General features: G+C 32.6%; 12 protein-coding genes. 11 read left to right on the plus strand and 1 reads right to left on the minus strand.

Going from position 1 to position 18769, the window contains the following annotated elements; translation table 11 throughout:
- Window positions 1-515 precede the first annotated feature (515 nt).
- Window positions 516-1157, minus strand: a complete 642-nt coding sequence (locus tag B3R94_RS09650) for a DUF6266 family protein (RefSeq protein ID WP_115001161.1) — start codon at window positions 1155-1157, stop codon at window positions 516-518.
- A gap of 570 nt (window positions 1158-1727) precedes the next feature.
- On the opposite strand from B3R94_RS09650, the gene B3R94_RS09655 reads away from it, so the two are divergent.
- From B3R94_RS09655 to B3R94_RS09705, 11 genes are all read left to right on the plus strand, one after another.
- A complete protein-coding gene (locus B3R94_RS09655; protein ID WP_121935588.1) occupies window positions 1728-2510 on the plus strand; it encodes an SH3 domain-containing protein in 783 nt (260 codons plus the stop codon).
- Window positions 2511-2983: 473 nt separating this feature from the next.
- Entirely contained in the window at window positions 2984-3877 is an 894-nt protein-coding gene (locus tag B3R94_RS09660; RefSeq protein WP_291100408.1) for a hypothetical protein, read from the plus strand.
- Complete coding sequence (locus tag B3R94_RS09665) at window positions 3874-5352, plus strand: hypothetical protein (RefSeq protein ID WP_291100411.1); 1479 nt, start codon at window positions 3874-3876, stop codon at window positions 5350-5352. The genes B3R94_RS09660 and B3R94_RS09665 overlap by 4 nt, the downstream gene beginning before the upstream one ends.
- Window positions 5349-8954: a helicase-related protein gene (locus B3R94_RS09670; RefSeq protein WP_291100414.1), complete on the plus strand. Its 3606-nt coding sequence runs from the start codon at window positions 5349-5351 to the stop codon at window positions 8952-8954. Before B3R94_RS09665 ends, B3R94_RS09670 begins: the two co-directional genes overlap by 4 nt.
- Window positions 8955-8958: 4 nt before the next feature.
- Window positions 8959-10836 carry a DUF1998 domain-containing protein gene (drmB, locus tag B3R94_RS09675; protein WP_291100417.1) on the plus strand — a complete coding sequence of 626 codons (1878 nt, stop codon included), beginning with the start codon at window positions 8959-8961 and terminating at the stop codon, window positions 10834-10836.
- Window positions 10837-11204: 368 nt separating this feature from the next.
- Window positions 11205-11621 (plus strand): hypothetical protein, encoded by a 417-nt coding sequence (locus B3R94_RS09680; protein WP_291100420.1) that lies wholly within the window; start codon window positions 11205-11207, stop codon window positions 11619-11621.
- Between the two features lie 5 nt (window positions 11622-11626).
- Complete coding sequence (locus B3R94_RS09685) at window positions 11627-12088, plus strand: DnaJ domain-containing protein (protein ID WP_291100423.1); 462 nt, start codon at window positions 11627-11629, stop codon at window positions 12086-12088.
- 6 nt (window positions 12089-12094) lie between these two features.
- The gene (locus tag B3R94_RS09690; RefSeq protein ID WP_291100426.1) at window positions 12095-12883 is read left to right on the plus strand and encodes an FRG domain-containing protein; all 789 of its coding nucleotides are present in this window, start codon (window positions 12095-12097) and stop codon (window positions 12881-12883) included.
- Between the two features lie 214 nt (window positions 12884-13097).
- Entirely contained in the window at window positions 13098-13466 is a 369-nt protein-coding gene (locus B3R94_RS09695) for a hypothetical protein (protein ID WP_291100428.1), read from the plus strand.
- A 3-nt stretch (window positions 13467-13469) separates the two neighbouring features.
- Complete coding sequence (locus B3R94_RS09700) at window positions 13470-13751, plus strand: hypothetical protein (RefSeq protein ID WP_291100431.1); 282 nt, start codon at window positions 13470-13472, stop codon at window positions 13749-13751.
- Window positions 13752-13985: 234 nt separating this feature from the next.
- On the plus strand, window positions 13986-18638 hold the full coding sequence (locus B3R94_RS09705) for an AAA domain-containing protein (protein ID WP_291100434.1): 4653 nt from the start codon (window positions 13986-13988) through the stop codon (window positions 18636-18638).
- Window positions 18639-18769 lie beyond the last annotated feature (131 nt).

Consider the following 18769-nt stretch of genomic DNA (forward strand, 5'->3'; position numbering starts at 1 on the left):
AGTTGATGTTAAGATGTACTAATTTATAAAATAAATACTTAATAACCAAATATTTACCAAACAAACAATATTCCTTTACACGAAATCTAGCTATCACCCTACTTTTTGTAGAGTACTCAAATCGATTATGTTCGACAATAAACCAATGTATCGTTGAACAGTTTTAGGATTAAAACCATAAATACAAGCAAGGTTCTCCCAGAATTTTACACCAAACATAAAGTTGAAAAAAAAACACATATTCACTTTGCAAAAAAAATACCACATAGAAACATAGAACCAAATGATTTTGCTTTCCAATTAGTAGTCTACCTATTCGTATTTTCAACTAATCTTTATAAGCCATCACAACTAAAACTATGTTTCTATGTGGTCAAAATAAATTTAAACAACATTTATAAAATTCTATTTTCGATACGATTCTTCTTCACTCTTCTACGCCGTTAAACAAAGTATTGTACCGAAAAATCACTCCAATCAACGAACTTCATTTTACTACTACCTCACTACTACCTTTACACAACCATATACTCGCCAAGATAAATACTGGTACTCGCCATAGCCTTTGTTTCACTATTCAGAAACGCCCAAAAATTCACTTTTTTGCCATTGTAATACGTTGGTAAAGTAACATCTATAATCATAGAATCACGAGTTACAACATTCTGAAACACTTCGAACGAATTTAGTTCCTCGCAATAACAAACAAGATTCACAAAATCCGAAGGTTGCGCATTGCCTTGCCCAGAATTATCTTCCCAATTCATTTGGAAACTATCCCCACCTGCCGTCTCTATCGTAGGTTGTAAAAAGCCAACCAAATCGCCTTTCGACACCAATACACGCTCTAATACAATAACAGGTAAACCATTCTCCATTTCCAATGCATTGTTCAGCATATAAGAAGTCGCGATGTTGTAGCGCGATTTTAGCCCGACTCTATTCCCAAAATATAAATTAAGAATAAGACGAATTGGTTGCAAAAAACCAATAATTTTCTTAAATTTGATTTGTTGCATCAATTGCAAATCAGTAGGTTGGCTTTTAGATTTTTTTGGCAAACTACGGATAATGTCTTTGCCGCGCCAATTAACGCCTACTACAGTTCCTACTTTTCCTGAGAATCCACCAAGGATTCCTTTTTTAATTTCTGCCATAATTGCAAGTTTTTATTGTTAATATTCATAAAGTTAGCAACAGAAACAACACCATTTACAAAAACACAATTTTGTGCCCGCATTTGCCCTGCTCTGCCCGCATTTGTCCACTTTTGTCCAGTTGCTTTTTACACAATAATAGTAATATAACAAAATAAAAACCTCGCTAACCTCCTATTTATAAGAGCTAGAGAGAAGTTGAATTTTTGGTCAATTTTGGTCTTGTTCGACCATTGTTCGACCATTGTTCGACGAATCTTCGGAAAAACGGCATTCTCGTCGAAGAACGGTCGAAGAAAACACGAACAAAAGTGGGAGGAAATTGAAATTGTAAAAATAAAATGATGCAAGAATACTTTGTTTCGCTATCCATACATTCATTATTACATTTTACATCAAATTACTTCGTGATACATGAATATTGTTTTTATAAGTATCTTATTTACAAAAAAATAATTATATTTGCTTCTAATTTTACGAAATGCGGATATAGTTGATTTTTTACGAAACAAAAGCTAGATCAGTTTCGTGAAAAAACAATGTTAGCAGAAATACTTTAAACCTGAATAAATGAATAAATTTTTATTAATATTTTTTTTAATAACTCCAATTTACATATTTTCACAAGTAAACGTCAAAGGATATTACAGAAAAGATGGAACATATGTAAGACCTCACGTTAGAACTTATCCTAACAATACTGTAACAGACAATTATAGTTATCCGGGAAATTATAATCCTAACTTAGAATACAATAAACCAAATTATAATTCAAATTATAATAACTCTAGATTAAATAGTTCATCAAATAATTCTAATTACAATAACTATAATAATTCTGAAACAAAAAAGAACTCAAATTATTCCAACTCTGACAATTCTAGATATAGTTCAAAGAAGTATGTAAATACCCAAAAAGTAAACATTAGAAGTACTCCAAATACAGGTAATAATATTATTGGTGAACTATCATACGGAGAAGAAATAAAATTTTTAAACAAAGTAGGTTATTGGGATAAAGTAATCGTAAAAACATATAACTCATATTCAAATTCTTATGAAAACAACATAGGTTATATAAATAGTAGATTTCTAAGTAATTCTAATAATTCAAACGAGATTATTTATAATAATTATGAAAAAAATGTACAAAAAAAATATATGGTAATTGCCTCGAAAACTCATTTTTGTAACTCACCTAATATAAATAGTAAAAAAACGTCTTATTTGGTCTATGGAGATATGATTAATTCAATTGCTGAATCTAAATATTTCGTTTATACTGAATTTTATAATAGTAGTGGAAAGAAAACTATTGGTTGGATTCTAAAAGATCATTTAACAATTTACTAAAAGTACTTCTGCTAACAAAGTATTTGCGAAAAAACGGGTTGAAGGCTAACTTTTTTGTCATAATTTTCCACTCGCAAAATTGCTTTTCTTAAAACAATACACTAATTTAGTTTTAGCCAAGCAATTTGCTTGAACGGACGAACTTGAACTTTGTTCAATTTCTCTCCCGTTCTTCGCAAATACTCGGCTCGTTATCAGCAACCCTACGGACGACTGTACAAACATTAAACGACAGTAACAAAATGGACAGAAAAAACAACGCTTCGCAAAATCAAAAGAGGTGCAATGCCAACTCACAAAGCCAATGCTATTGCACCACATTTGCTTTTGCCCTAACGCACCCAAGCCCACCCACCACCCTAACAAACATTCAGACAAACAATAATTTAACAGGTAAATATTTTTAACTTTGTAAGTTGGTCACCAACACACCAAAACAAATTTGACAGACCGACAAGAAAGAGCTTTAAGGAATGATTTTAAACAAGGAATATTATCAAGCATTATGGAATAAATTTGAAAACACAACAACACTGAATGTTTTCAATAGCAATGCTTCGTGCCTGACAACAAAACTCATTTTAGAACATTATCAAAAAAACCAACCGATACACATAAACTTTCAGAACTCAAAAGAAACCATTATTGAAATTGGACAAAACTTGTTTGTTGAGCTTGCAAACGACATCTACAAAAATCATTACGATTTACCGACATTAAAAAAGGGAAACAAACTACGAGACAAAAGAAAATATGCTGACGGAAAAAGACACGACTTTTTGATAAAGAACATTCATAACGATACATTTTTACTTGAACACATAAAGAACAAAGCTCAAATCAATCTAAAATACGATGATTTGGTTAAAAAGTTTATTCCAATAGAACAAGGAACAAAACAATCTACATTACAAGGCTACACAAAGTTTTTTACTGACTTGAACAACGGTTTAAAATTAGATTTTACACCTACTAACTTTGAAAAAAAAACCGTTTTCATTGCCAAGAAACCTCTTTGGGATAATTTACCGAATAGAAACAAAATTCCCTGTGCTTATTTGCCAAACCCAAGAGAAGAAAACAACACTACCGAAACAAGGTCAATTCCTGCGTTGCAGGATTGTTTGGCGTATTTCACGCCAAAATACGAAGTTTGTTATTCAAACATTCTTTCCAAAAACGAAAAGATAAAAACTATTGTTGTGTTTGACACCGAAGCCGACAAAATTGAACAAATGCTACAAGACAAGGCAAAATTTGGCTTCAATTTAATTATCGTTTCAAATAGTATTTCGCCATTAAAAAATCATTCTATTCCTTGTTGGAATTGGTTTAAAGAGGAAGTTGAAATTGTGAATGCCTTATGATTAACTTCCGAAATATACCAAGCAACGAATTAGAAAATTTCATCAAAAATCTTGATGAAAAGATTGCGTATGTGCATACGCAATTTGGTTTTGAATTAAAATCTTACGGAAACATTTTACGAATTGCGTTAAACGCTATTCAACAAGAAACGATTGAAAACTTAATTGAGCGTGTTGGCATAAACCGAGAATTAGAAAATGGCTTAGATGCAGGCGGTTATTCCGTTGATTTTTTAAACGAAAACAATCCAAAAACGGAATTACTTGCAATACTTCATCATCTCAAAGAGAATTTGCCAAAGCAAAAAGTTTTGTTGAACTTTTTGAATACTGAAACTGACAAAAGAATGATTGCTGTTTTTGATAACAACGATTTGGATTTTATCGGCAAATACATCAAAAACAAAAAGATTGAAATTGTATCGTTTTCCGCATTAAAAAGAACAGACATACAAAACAAAGTTTTGGTTTTTCATTCTTTCAACGGACAAAAGGATTTTGATTATCTCTACAATTTAGAAAACGAAATTCGTCTTGTCGTTTACAAACAAGAAAAGAATTTGTTTCACAAATACCTTGACCAACGCAAGAAACTAATTGAAGCCGAAACAAAATCAGCAGACCGTTTTTCTATTTGCGGAATTGAATACAAGGAAGTACGAGATAATGTAACCGACATTAGTTCTACAATAAATGGCATTGTTTCACGATTGGACGAAATGAGTGGCAGAGCGTATGACGGTTACAAAAACGAAAGTGATTTATTGCTGAATGAAATTGAAGAAAAACTGATTTACAAAGTAAAATCAGACATCACAACTTTTTATTTAGAAAGTAGCGATACAGTTTTTACCGACAAAGGCGACTTGATGAAATCGTACAAAATAAAAATTGGCGATAAAATCCGCATTTATCCAAAATCGCAATTAGCTGAAAATCTGTATCAAGTAGCCGTTGAAACCGAACCCGATATTTTTGGAAAAGTAGAGGAAGATTCTAAATATTGGAAACAAATCATCGGAGAATTAAGAAGAAAATACGGAAATGATTTACTGTACAGTAAACTGAAAGAAAAAGGGCTTAAAGTGCTACAAAATACGCTTGACACCTACGGAGGCGAGAGAAGTTTACGGAAATTCCCAATGTTCAAAAACGATTTGAGAGCAATTTTTAAATTGTATTATCAAGATAAATCCGAAACAGAAATTGATACAATCTTAAAACCAATTCTGAAATCAAAAACCACTTACAACAGCACCATGATTGTACTTGGTCGTGGTTTGAAACAGGAATTGCGTTTGTTTTTGAAAGAAAATAAAGTGGGCGAAATTCTTCAAAAAAGGAATTTGAACGCTACGACTTTACAAACTTTCATTCAAGAAAATATGCCGTTGCACACGATAATCAATAAAGAAGTGTTTAGCGACAACATTGAAAATTTGACTGAAACAGCCTTAGAACTAATTGAAATATGAGCGTAAAAGAAAACAGAGATATAGTTATTGAGCGTATCCGAAAAGAAATTGTCGGTGCAGGTTCAGATGTATTCCAATGCAAAGATGATTTTAGCGATGAAATTATTGAGGTGAAACCGTTGCAACGCTATTTTTCGGGAATTTTGTTTCCAAAACAATTACAGCCAAATGCAAGCGATAATGGCGAAGACCAAATGAAAGACGAAGATGCAGACGATACAACCGATTTATCTTCTGAAACGCTTGAACCTGAAAACAAAGAGAAAGAAAATTTTGAAGAAGATGCAGATGAAACGGACAAAACCGACACACAACCTAAATACACATCAAACACATTTTTCCCTTCTCATTTTGGGATAACTTTTGCCGTTGAAAACAATTGCAAAAAATTTAAAACAATTATCCGTTTCGGAAATTACATCAAAGCCAAGCCCGAAGAAATTAAAATCTCTTATAGTGGCGAAAGCTTAAATTTATTAGCGGAACACGGCTTAAATGGCATTGTAAGTTATGATGAAGCAAACAAAACACTTTCTCAAACGAAAAAAATTCAACGAACCAAAGATGGAAAAATAACCACAGAATATCAGGCATTTCAAGACAGTTTAAAATCGTTAGGCAAAGCAACGTCTTATGACCACGCTTTGTATAAAATCATCTCAAAACTATTTTTCAAAGACAAATACAAACGTAACGACAACCGCATTGAACTTGAAATAAACATTGCCGATATACTTTCTGCCGAAAATCAACATCTTGAATTAAAATTATCGGAACAAGCAAATGTAAATACCGAAAATTGGAGTAAGGAAATGAAAGAAAACCTTGTTTTCCATTTTAAACTTTATACCAATTATCCCGATAAATATTACATCAAAGCAATTATTGAAAACAAATCGTTGATTGCAAAAGATAAATTTTCGCTTTCCAAAGAAAAGGTAAATCAGTTGTCTTGTTTCCAAACAGAAATCAAAATTGAAAGCGAAAAATTATTGCCGTTTAGAGATTACAAAGCACACTTGTACAAAACCGATGAAGATAAAATGTTGGATTATCTCTATCGTGAAAAATTGGCGTTCGGAATTGGACACAACACGGCTTGCACATGGGAAAATGCTCAATCTCCAAACACGCCACAATGGATTAAATCAACATTTTTGCCCGAATATGATGTAAAAAGTCAAAGTTCTGAAACCGACAAAATCAAAGGGGATATTCTCAACATTAAAAATTTGTCTGTTTACAATTTAGACACAAAAAATATCATTTCTAATCTCACAAAAGTTGCAGAAGCCTATAAAAATTGGATTGAAGATGAACGAAAATCTGCAAACGGAAATGATTTAGGTTTAAAAAACATTGCAAAGTGCGAACAGATTTACAACCGCATTAGCAACGGAATAAAGTTGCTTTCAGAGAACGAAAATGCGTTGCGTGCGTTTCAGTTGGCAAACACGGCAATTTATTTGCAAATGTTTCAAACCGCACAACATTTCAACAAGCGAAAAGAAGGTTTTGAAGTGTGGGAACGAAATGAAGTTTTGCAACATAAATTTGAAGAATACGCAACTCTAAATTTTCCGTCAAGTAGAGTTCCCGAATGGCGACCGTTTCAATTAGCTTTTATTTTACAATGTTTGGCTTCATTTGTTGATGAAAATAGCACGGAAAAAGAATTGATTGATTTGTTGTATTTCCCAACAGGTGGCGGAAAAACAGAAGCATACTTAGCAGTTTCGGCTTTCTTGATTTTTTGGCGAAGAATACAACATTCCGACAGTTATGACGGTGTAAATATCATCATTCGTTACACATTGCGTTTACTTTCTGCACAGCAGTTTGAACGAGCATCAAAAATGATTTTGGCTTGTGAATTTATCCGAAGTAATCACAAAGATTTAGGCGACAAACAAATTTCAATCGGTTTTTGGGTTGGTGCTCAAACGATACCAAACTCTTTAAAAGACGCAGAAAACAAACTTAAAAAGACACAAGAAAAACTGAACAAAGGTGACAACTTTGTTGTCAATCCTTTTCAGTTGTCAAATTGCCAATGGTGCAACACAAAAATTATCTCTAAATTAAAGCAAGACGACAAAGTTTTCCAAATCGGACACAGAGTTGGGAAAACACAACTACACAGTCATTGTTTGAATGAAGCCTGTCATTTTTCAGAACAAAAAGGCGGTTTGCCTGTCGTGTTGATTGATGAAGATATTTACAAAAAACCGCCAACCATTCTTTTTGCAACCGTTGATAAATTCGCAATGCTTGCTTGGAAAGGTGAAGCAACAACTTTTTTCAATAATGGCTCAAACCGAAAACCCGAATTGATTATTCAAGACGAGTTGCATTTGCTTAATGGAACATTAGGAAGTTTAGTCGGTTTGTTTGAAAATGCCTTGTTAAAACTTTGTGATAATCCAAAAATTATTGCTTCTACGGCTACCGTTAAAAATGTGGACAAACAAATTCAAGGTTTGTATGGACGTGAAGCAAGAGTATTTCCGCAATATGCAACCAATTCGGACGATACATTTTTCTCAAAAGTTATTGAAGAAAGTAAACGTAAATACATCGGCATTTTACCAACGGGAAAAACAACCGTTGTAACAAACTTACAACTTTTGGCTTCTTTGCTTTTTGCAAGATTGGAAATTTGGAAACAATCAAGCGACAAACAAGAAGCAGATAGTTTTTGGACAATACTTTCCTACTTCAAAAGTTTGAAAGAAATCGGGCGTTTTTCAAACAAAGTTAATTCCGAATTAAAACCGATTATCAAGCAATTACAAGTTCGCTATTTGAACGATGATTTTATTTCAGCAAATAATTACAACAAACTTTCTTACAGAAACATTGAATTGACAAGCCGTATTCCGAATGAGAAAATCAAAAAGAATTTGGACTTATTGGAAAGAAAATTTGACGGAAATCTTAAAGAACATACGGCTTACGATTTAGTTTTAGCAACCAATATGATTAGCGTTGGGCTTGATGTTGGACGATTAGGTGTAATGGTTATGAACGGAATGCCACCAAACACAGCCGAATACATTCAGGCAAGTAGCCGTGTTGCAAGGAAAAATGAAGGTTTGGTAATTACACTGTATGACCCTTTCAACAGTCGTGATTTATCATACTACGAAGATTTTGTTCAATTCCACAAAACATTTTACAAGCAAGTTGAGCCTTTGAGCGTAACACCATTTGCAGAAAATGCTTTGGATAAAATGTTGTTTACGCTTGTACTTGCGTATTTCAGACACACAACACAATATACAAGCAACGATACTGCAAATGCGTTGATTGATGACAACGTAAAAAACGCTTTGCGTAGCAATTTGATTACGCTTTTCAAAAATCATCAATTCGCACAAAACGATTTGCAACTTATCACAGAAAAGTTAGACGATATTTTGAGGGATTGGAAATTTAAAATTGAAGCACAAAAAGAATTGAAATATTTTTGGAAAGACCATCCGAAAGAATCGTTGATTGTGCCAATGCAAGAAAAGAAAAATGACGATGATACTTTAACGGCAATGCAATCTATGCGAAGCGTAGAGCCAAGTGCCGAAATACTAATCAAACAATATTAGGAATATGGCATACGACAAAATTAAACACGGGAGAAGCAAGCATATTTCAAATTATGGCGGTGTAGGTTCGTTGATTGAAACGACAGACAATTCCATAATCATAGAAACTTTTGATGAATGGGGTTACAGCGAATTGAACGAAAAATTGGCTCATTACATTATCAAAGACGACCGTTTGTTGCAACGCTTAAAAAATCGTTTCCAAAATTTGAAACATTTGGTTGCTATTCCAACCGACAGAGATTCGTTTTTGCATCAAGTAAGACCAAAAGCAAGCTATTTTCCGAAATGGTTTTATTGTACACGTTGTAATCGTTTTGCAAATTATAGTGAATGGAAAAAACGATGGACAGCTTCGGGCAAAAAGACAGATTTTTTCAATCCGCCAAAGTGCAGTAATAAAGAGTGCAAAGAAAATCATTTAGAGCAAATCCGTTTTGTGATGACTTGCAGTAACGGACACATTCACGATTTGCCTTGGGAATTTTGGAATAATCGTTTGCCAACAGACAGAACCAACGAAGAAGAAAACGAAGACAATAATAAAAATGAAAAACCGAGCGGACCTCAATTAGATTTTTCTAAAAAGTGTTGCGAAAGTCAAGATTTGATTTACAAAATAAGCCGTGAGAACACCGAACTTTCGGGTATTTGGATTGAATGTAAAAATTGTAAAAAGAAAAACAACCTGAAAGGTATTTTCAATTATGAGCAATTATGTCTTGGGAAAAAGTATTGGCTAAAACCCGATAATGGAAAATTTCACGAGGAAAATTGTACAGCACAAACAAGTGTAAAACTCAAAACAAGCAATAGTGTTTATTATGCCAATTCGTTGGGTAGTTTATATATCCCTGAAATGCAAAATCCACTTTCTGCGGAAATCAGAATAGATATTGACAATATGGTTGAAAGTGGGGATTTTACAAACGAGTTAATTGTTCAATTAGTGAGTATTCAAAAGAAAATTGACAAAGAACTCATTCAACAATATTTGGAAACAGGCGACATTAAATACATTCCCGACAACATTTACCGAGAAACCGAATACAAATACTTTTTAGAAAAAGAACAGCCCGACAATAAACAAATAAAATTTCGTGTTATTGATTGTAGCTTACAAATTCACGGCTTCTCAAAATTAGTTAAGATTGACAAACTGAAAAAGACAACAGTTCAAACTTCATTTACCCGAAATGAACCGATTGACGTAGATTCAATTTTGCAAAATCAAAACGAGTACGAATATACCGTTCAACGACAATCTGTTTCTAAAAATAATTTTGAAACAAAAACTTTACCTGCATTAGAAAGCTATGGCGAAGGAATTTTGTTTGTTTTAGATAAACAGAAATTGGAACAATGGGAACAGCAAGAAGAAGTAATTGAACGAACAGAAAAGATAAAGTCAAACGCTCAAAACGCTGATTGGAAATCGCACCAAATCATTGCAAAATCATTAACGCCGAGAAAAGTTTTAATTCATACGCTTTCGCATTTACTAATGCGGGAATTTGAATACGTTTGTGGTTATCCTGCATCTTCCCTATCTGAAAGATTGTATGTAAGTGAAACAATGCACGGCTTTTTGATTTCAGCCTTTGACGGTACGGACGGCTATTTGGGTGGACTTTCAAATTTGTGTAATGATTTAGAAAATTTGAACAGCATTATCAATTCTGCTATTTTCAGAGCAACTGATTGTTCTTCCGACCCGATTTGCGTAGAATCAGAAGGACAAGGAGTTGGACAACTAAATTTAGCAGCTTGCCATTCTTGTACTTTGACACCCGAAACAACTTGTGAACTTTCCAATTTATATCTTGATAGAAAACTAATTATAAACAAAAACTATGGTTACTTTAATTCTTTATTAGACTAAATGCCAACGCTTTTGGTGGCACATTTGCATTTTTTTCAACACACAAAGCCAAACAAAAAAATGCAAAAGAGCCACCAATCCAACGCACCGACAACCCGACACGACAGACCAACTAACGACCGAAAGAAGGGCAGCTGATAACAGCCGTTTTGCAAAAGCGGGGGTTTCGTGCTTCTATGACAGTGAAGTGCTAAATTCAAGCTTTGTGCATCTAATGAAATTTAGTGCTGAAAATCCCCGCCTTCGCAAAGCGGCAAAACGTTGTAGGCAATTTTGAAAAAAATATCACGAATTACGGAAAACCGTAATAATTTTTTAAATGATTTAATCAAATTTGCTAAGACAGAAACAACGGAAAACTAATTATTATGGCAAAAATTAATTACACAAAAACTTATTTTACTACACCTGGACGTATATCTGAAGAAATGTATAATGGATTTAAGTCCCAACTAAAATTAAACCCAAATTATGAAATCGACCCTAATCCTACTACTTTTTCGGAACATTTTAAAGGTAAATTATTGACTATCGCAATATCAATAGGGCTATTTCTATTAGGACTTCTAATTACTGCAGATAATAAAGGCGATGACAGTTCTATTTGGAATCCTGTAATGGGAATATCAATTTTAATAGCAATAATAAGTATAATAATGTTATTTTTGGAAGGACCATCATATGCTACTTATGTTAAAGAAAAAAAAGAATATTTTTCAAGAATGAAGTATGCAATTCAAAATTCTAACTCATACAATGAATTTATATCTACATTCTACAGATAAGTCTTATGGATAATTATTACAAAGTATTGAATGTTCACAAAAATTGCTCACAGGACGATATAAAAAAAGCATATCGTCAAGCAGCGTTATTTTGGCATCCTGATAAAAATAAAAGTCCAAATGCTCACGAAAAGTTTATTCAAATTAGCGAGGCTTATGAAATTTTAATCAATATAGAAAAGCGAAAAATTTATGATAAAATATATTCTGAATATTTTGATAAAAAATCTGAAAGAAAAGTTTATCAAAGTAAAACAGAAGAAAGAAAAACAACTTATGCTACAAAAGCAGAATATGCTCAATATGAAGAATGGGTAAACGAAGCTAAAACAAAAGCAAAAAATATGGCTTTTAAAACTTTCGATAATGCTCTTACCGATGGTTTTCATTTAATTGATAAATATGCAATGCCTGTTCTGTTAATAATAGCGGTCATATTCTTTCTATATTTTTTGGCAACAAAATAACCTTTTATGGGAAATTTTCATATAAATAATTATAAAGATTTTGAAAATATTGTTTCAAAAATTCAGTTTGGTAGAATTCCTTTCATTGGAGAACAATATCAAGAATTATATAGAGGGCAATCTAAAAATACATATAATTTGAAATCAGGCATTTCAAGATATGTAAATTCTATTTATGAAATTAAAGAACTTGAAGAAAATCTCATACAAGATTTTAAAGCTATGGTAAATAATGTTTCAAATTATAGAAAAATTATTCATTTGTCAAATAATAATGTTGATTATGAAAACGATTGGAGATGGCTTGAACAAATGCAACATTATCGCATTCCAACTAGACTTTTAGATTGGAGCTTAGACCCCAAAATAGCGTTATTTTTTGCTGTTGAGAGTAATGAAAATGATATTGGACAATTTTGGATTTATAAAACACCTCTTAATTGGAGCTGTGATGATCATTTTAATATAAATTCTAAACAAGATGATTTAAATATTATTTCCAATAGTAGTTTCTACGTTGAAAATGAGTATAAAGATAAAATAGCAGAGCAAAGAAGAGCTTTTCAAGCAGGTAAATTTTCTATTCAAGATTATTCTAAAAGTCTTATAGCAATGGAAGAACAGCCCGAAATTAAAGATATAATTTTAAAATACACGATTAACCCTAAATCAAAGAAACTATTATTAGATGACCTTTCTAAACTAAATATAACTAAAAATTCAGTTTATGTTGAGTTTGATGATGAAATAGAAAATCTAATTACGGAACTAAAAATTAAATACAATCTTAAATAAAAAACTGCCTACAACATCGCATTGGCAAAATGGCGGGTTAAGTGCGAACTTCAACTTTTCTGCATTTTATTCCGCCGAATGTGTTCCACATTCAGCTTTTTTTTAATAATTTAGCTTCTGAGGAAACACATCGGCTACGTTCTCGCTAAATTGAACTTTTAGTCCAATTTATCCGCCACTTCGCCAATGCGTTTCCCGTTAGCAGAAATTATTTATGAAAACACTTTTATCTTTATTTATTTTAATTTGTACACCAATTTTTACTTTTGCTCAATTAAATTTCAGTTATAGCATTATTGATATTTGTGATGTTCAAGATCTTGAAAATTGCGAAACCTATCAAGTAAAAACTTTATTAAATATTAATGAAGAAGAAACAATTTTAAAAATAATTAATTCTTCAAATAGATTTACATATTACATTGTAGAAAGTGAATTTGATGAAGAAGAAAATTTATTTTTTTTCACTTTAGTAAGAGAAGATGAAGTTGAATATTTAGGTATTTTCAATCCACAAAACAATCAATTTAAGATGATATTTAAAGATGGAAATCAAACTATTATGAATATTTTTTATAATTAATCTATGGAATCTAAAACTACAAAAATTATATTACTGAGTATTTCAATTGGAATATGGATAATTGTTTTACAAAATTTCGGGATTTTTAGTGAAGAGGGTACTCAGGAAGTAAGAGTTACTAACACAATTGATGTTGAAGGAAATGTAAAAATTAAAGAACCTGTTGAAATTGGAAATACAGTTGATATTAATATTTCTGAAATAAATGGACATAGTGATGTATTCTTTAATAACTACAACTCAAATCCAAATAAATATTATAGGCTACCAATAATCGACAAATAACATCTGCTAACATAGTATTTGCGAAAAACGGGCTGAAGGCTAACTTTTTTGTCATAATTTTCCGCTCGCAAAATTGCTTTTCTTAAAACTTTAATCTAATTTAGTTTTAGCCAAGCAATTTGCTTGAACGAACAAACTTGAACTTACGTTCAAATTCTCTCCCGTTCTTCGCAAATACTCGGCTCGTTAGCAGCCATTTAACAAAGACCCTGCAAAATAAGACAGAATAGCAAAATGACAGAACCGGTAACGACACAGACTACACCATTACAGAACCTGTTTTTCTACATTCGGGACTTATTCAACACGTCCGACTATTGCTATGACTTTGAGAAAGAAAAAGGCAATGAAAAATCAGAAGAAAAGAATTATTGGAAAATCGGCAAACTGATTTCGCTATCACAAAAGTGTGAGCAGAAGAACATAAAAGAGTTTTCCTTTCCGATCGAAAACACCGAATATATTCTAAAAGTCAAACGCATTGCCATACCGACAGAGCCAGAACTGCCGTTTGACTTGAATGATTGGACAATTACAAATCGATCAACAGACATTCCTACTGTCACTTTCAAAACGCAACTTGAAACATTGGAAAAGTTTGAAAACTCGGACAAACGAATAAAAGACCTTGAAAGATACAAAGAACAATCTCAAACTTCACTTTTTGAACAGACATTACCACCGTCATTAGACGGTTGGATAAATTTCGTAAACAATCAGCCTGTTCCTATAAAAGAGAAGAAAGCGGTTGTATTATTTTCCGACAATGAAAGCAGAGTAAAACAAGCAGAAAAATACAAAAAGGAATTTGACGAGTTTCACACAAAATACGAAGTGCCTTTTAAAACGAACAAAGTCTATGACGCTTTGCATACGCTTCATTACGAGTTAAAAGGCAGAGACAACAGACGGCTGTACATTTCTTTTGGCTTAGTAAGTGGGAAAATTGGAAACCAGAGTTATCGCAATTTCTTTTTCAATGTTCCATTGAAAATAAGCCTAAAAAACCAAGAAATTAGAATAGAAACGGACACTTTTTCAAGCAAGATATTTTGTGAACAATATTTTGTAGAATTATTTGACACGCATTTTAAAAATGAACACACATCAGTAATAGAAGAACGAAAAAAAGAAGTGTTGCTATCTATTGACAAATTCAATTCAAAACAAAAAGAATTTCTCTTTGACAACGAGTTTTTAAGAAGTGAATACTACAACATTGGAATTGAAATACTATCTGCTTTCGTAAACAAAAAAGATGCTTTTTTCAATGGAGAAAAACTGAATTATGAATTTGAAAATGCAAATGAAAATAACCGATTAACTTTCAGTTTTTCGCCAATTATTCAAACTAAAATAGTTGAAAGCCAAATTGCCATTTCAAAAGATGCAAACAACATCATCAATAAAATCAATGAGCTGCAATCATTGGGCGACTTGCAACTCATTCCCGATTTTTTCAAAAAATTATTTTCAATAGACGGATTAGAACCTGCAACAGACAATACAACAAGCAACCGACAAACATCAGAAAGCGGAAGTTTAAACGGAATTAAACACAGGTCTTTGTTTCCATTGCCATACAACGATGAACAATTTGAAATCGTCAAACGATTAAACGAACAAGATGCTGTTACCGTTAAAGGTCCGCCCGGAACAGGCAAAAGCCACACAATAGCAAATCTCATTTCTCATTACGTAGCACAGGGAAAATCAATACTTGTTGTTTCGCATAATGCCAAAGCATTATCCGTACTCAAAGACAAATTACCAAAATCAATACAGGAACTTGCTGTGTCGTTAGTAAATGATGGAAAAGGCAATGAAAACCTTAAAGCCTCTGTAAATGCGATTATTCGCAACTTATCACAACGTTACGAAGAAAGTAAGGTAACTGAATTGGAAACACAACTAACTGAGTTAGAAAAAAAGTATGCTGACACATTAAGCGAAATCTATAAAGTAGTACAAACCAATAGTAAACTTTTCAAAATCATAAATCCCATTACCAATATAGTCGAAGAAAAAACAGCATATGAATGGGCTGTTTATCTATTTGAGCAAAGTGATTATCAAACAGAGTTTGTCAAGGATAAAATATCTCACACAACCGAAACAAATGGATTGATAGAAAATTTATCGGCACTTGCATTAATAGGAAACAATCTTAAACAAGACGAGTTTTCATTGGTTAATTACAACTTTCTTTCAGACGACAGTTTTCTCCAACTAAATGAATTGCGTAAAATTGAAATACAACTTTCTGAAATAAAAGAGAAAATCAATATTGCAGATTATGTTTCAATTCAACCAAACGGCTATACAGAAAAATTAAAAACCGAAATTGAAAACATTGAGAAACTTTATGAGCAATTTCAAGCACAGACAATTCCAAATATTTTATTCAAACATCAAAATTTCAATGTCAGTTTACTCAAAAATATTTTAAAACAAAACGAAGATTTAAGAGAACAAGTAAAATCAGCAAACAATAAATTACTTTCATATCAACTTGATTTGTCAGCTATTGATGAAACTGACCCCGACATTTTACACCAACAAATCAACCAACTAATTGTAAAATTTGGCGAAAGCAAAACATTGGGTTGGCTTGCGAAAAGTCTATTAGACAAAAATCTAAAACGCTTTTTTGATTGCAAAGTCAATTATAATCCTGTAACCGACATTGACCAATTAAGCATAATTGAAGTTGAACTAAACAAAAGAAAATGCCTGAAACAGTTGTCAATTACGTTCAATAACTATCTGAATAGTTTCGGAATTCCAAAGCAAACCAATATTCAGGAAGCTATAAAAGAACTTGACTTTACAGCACATTTTAACGATACTGTTTCCGCTTTCAACAATGAACTAAAGGCTAAAGACTTTCCGCAAGTATCTTTAAGTTTGTCAAATGTTAGTGCTGAACTAACATTTTTAAAAAACATAAAATACTATTCTGATTACAAAAATATTATCGCTTTTCTTAAAGAAGAAAAGAAAAAACTAACTTCATTTGCAAAGCCATACCCTGTAATTTACAAAATAGCAGAAGCGATTGAAAATGTTGATAGAGCTTCTTATGAAATGTATTTATCGGAGTACAGAAGCAACAGAGAAAAACAAATACAAGCGTTTGAGTTTGATAAAATATATCACAGAGTTTTTGCCACTCTTCCGCTAACCACAAATGCAATCAAATCTGTTTGCCAATCAGACAATCAAATTGTTTTAAACAAAGAAGTTTGCGAAAAAGATATTTTCTTTCTAAAAGTAAACAACTTCCTTGAAGCAATAACGAACGAAACAAAAGGTTCAGAAAAACTGCTTTCCAATTTGCAAACAGTTAAAAGAAGTATTGAAAAGCAAACGGCAGAAATTATTTCTTACAAAACGTGGTATCATAAATCAAAGAATGTTAGCGACACTCAAAAAGCAGCGTTAAATGCGTGGCTTAATGACCTAATCAACATCGGTAAAGGATATGGAAGAAATACTGCACGAAATATTGCTTCGGCAATAATGAATATGCAAGTTGCAAAAGGTGCGGTTCCAATTTGGATTATGCCACAAGCAACAGCCGTAACTTTTTTTCCTGATGCCTCGCCCAATCAATTTGATTTACTGATTATTGACGAAGCAAGTCAGTGCGACATAAGCAGTCTTAACCTTGTATTTCGTTGCAAAAAAAGCCTAATCGTTGGCGATGAAAACCAAACCTCTGTTGTTGCAGATAAAAGCATTTTCACTATTGAGCGGACTAATGAACTTCTTGATAAATACTTAATTTCTCATAAGTTTAAAACGCAGTTTGACGTTAACAACAAAAACAACAGTATTTATACAATCAGTGGCGTTATCTATCCTAACATTGTAACGCTGACCGAGCATTTTAGGTGTTTGCCAGAGATTATCGGTTATTCAAACCAATACGTTTATAATTCTGACATTATTCCGCTTAAAACTGCAACCGAATATAGATTTGGCGAGCCTGTTGAAATTCATTATGTGGAAGACAATTATCTTGACGAACAAAAACCTTTAATCGTTCAGAAAGTAGTTGAAGAAATTGAAAAATACATACTTAATCATCAACAAGACAACTTAAAAGAGTTGCCGAGTATTGGAGTTCTTACATTAGATAGTTCAAACAGCAAACACCAAACTTTGTTGATAAGGCAAATTTCGCAAAATGAACTAATCAAGCAATATGAAGATAAATTAGAATTGCTTATTGGAACATCAAGAGAGTTTCAAGGCGATGAACGAGATATAATGTTTTTGACAATTACAGCAAGTCATAGTTTTAATGAGCGAACTAATGAGATTAGACCACCAAGAGCTGCAACAACACAAGAATATATGCGGATATTCAATGTTGCCGCAAGTAGAGCAAAGGAAAAGTCGGTAGTTGTTCACAGTATTCACCCTGATGCAGTTGGAATAATGAATCCCGACTGTTACAGAAAGAAACTTATCGACTATTATTCAACCGGACAAAACAAAAGGACAAACGGTAATACAACAATAAATCTGCAATCATTACTAAACAAGACAGACGCCAATTCTGGCGACTTTGAAAAAAGTGTTTGCAGGGTTCTTTATGACAACGGATTTGGCGACTACTTGTTTCCGCAATTTGAAGTCGGCAAATACAGTATTGACTTTGGCATTATCAAAAACAACAAAAAGTTGGCAATAGAATGTGACGGCTTTGCCTACCATTCAGGCATTGTGAAAATCCAAGAAGACATCAACCGACAACTAATTTTAGAAAGAGCAGGTTGGCGTTTCTTTCGGATACAAAGCACAGATTGGTTTTACAGAAACACAACAGTAAGTAGAGAATTGATAAATTGGATCAACGACAACACTACAGACAAATAAACGGCTGCTAATAACTAAGCTTTCGTCTTGCCCGGAGGGCTAGAGATGAAAGCCCGTTGAACGAAATGAATATTCAACGAATACTAAAAAAAAATAACACTTATGAGTTAAACCGGAGTAGCTTTATGTAT

This window comes from Empedobacter sp. UBA7611 (assembly GCF_002484365.1).
GTDB classification, from domain to species: Bacteria; Bacteroidota; Bacteroidia; order Flavobacteriales; family Weeksellaceae; genus Empedobacter; species Empedobacter falsenii_B.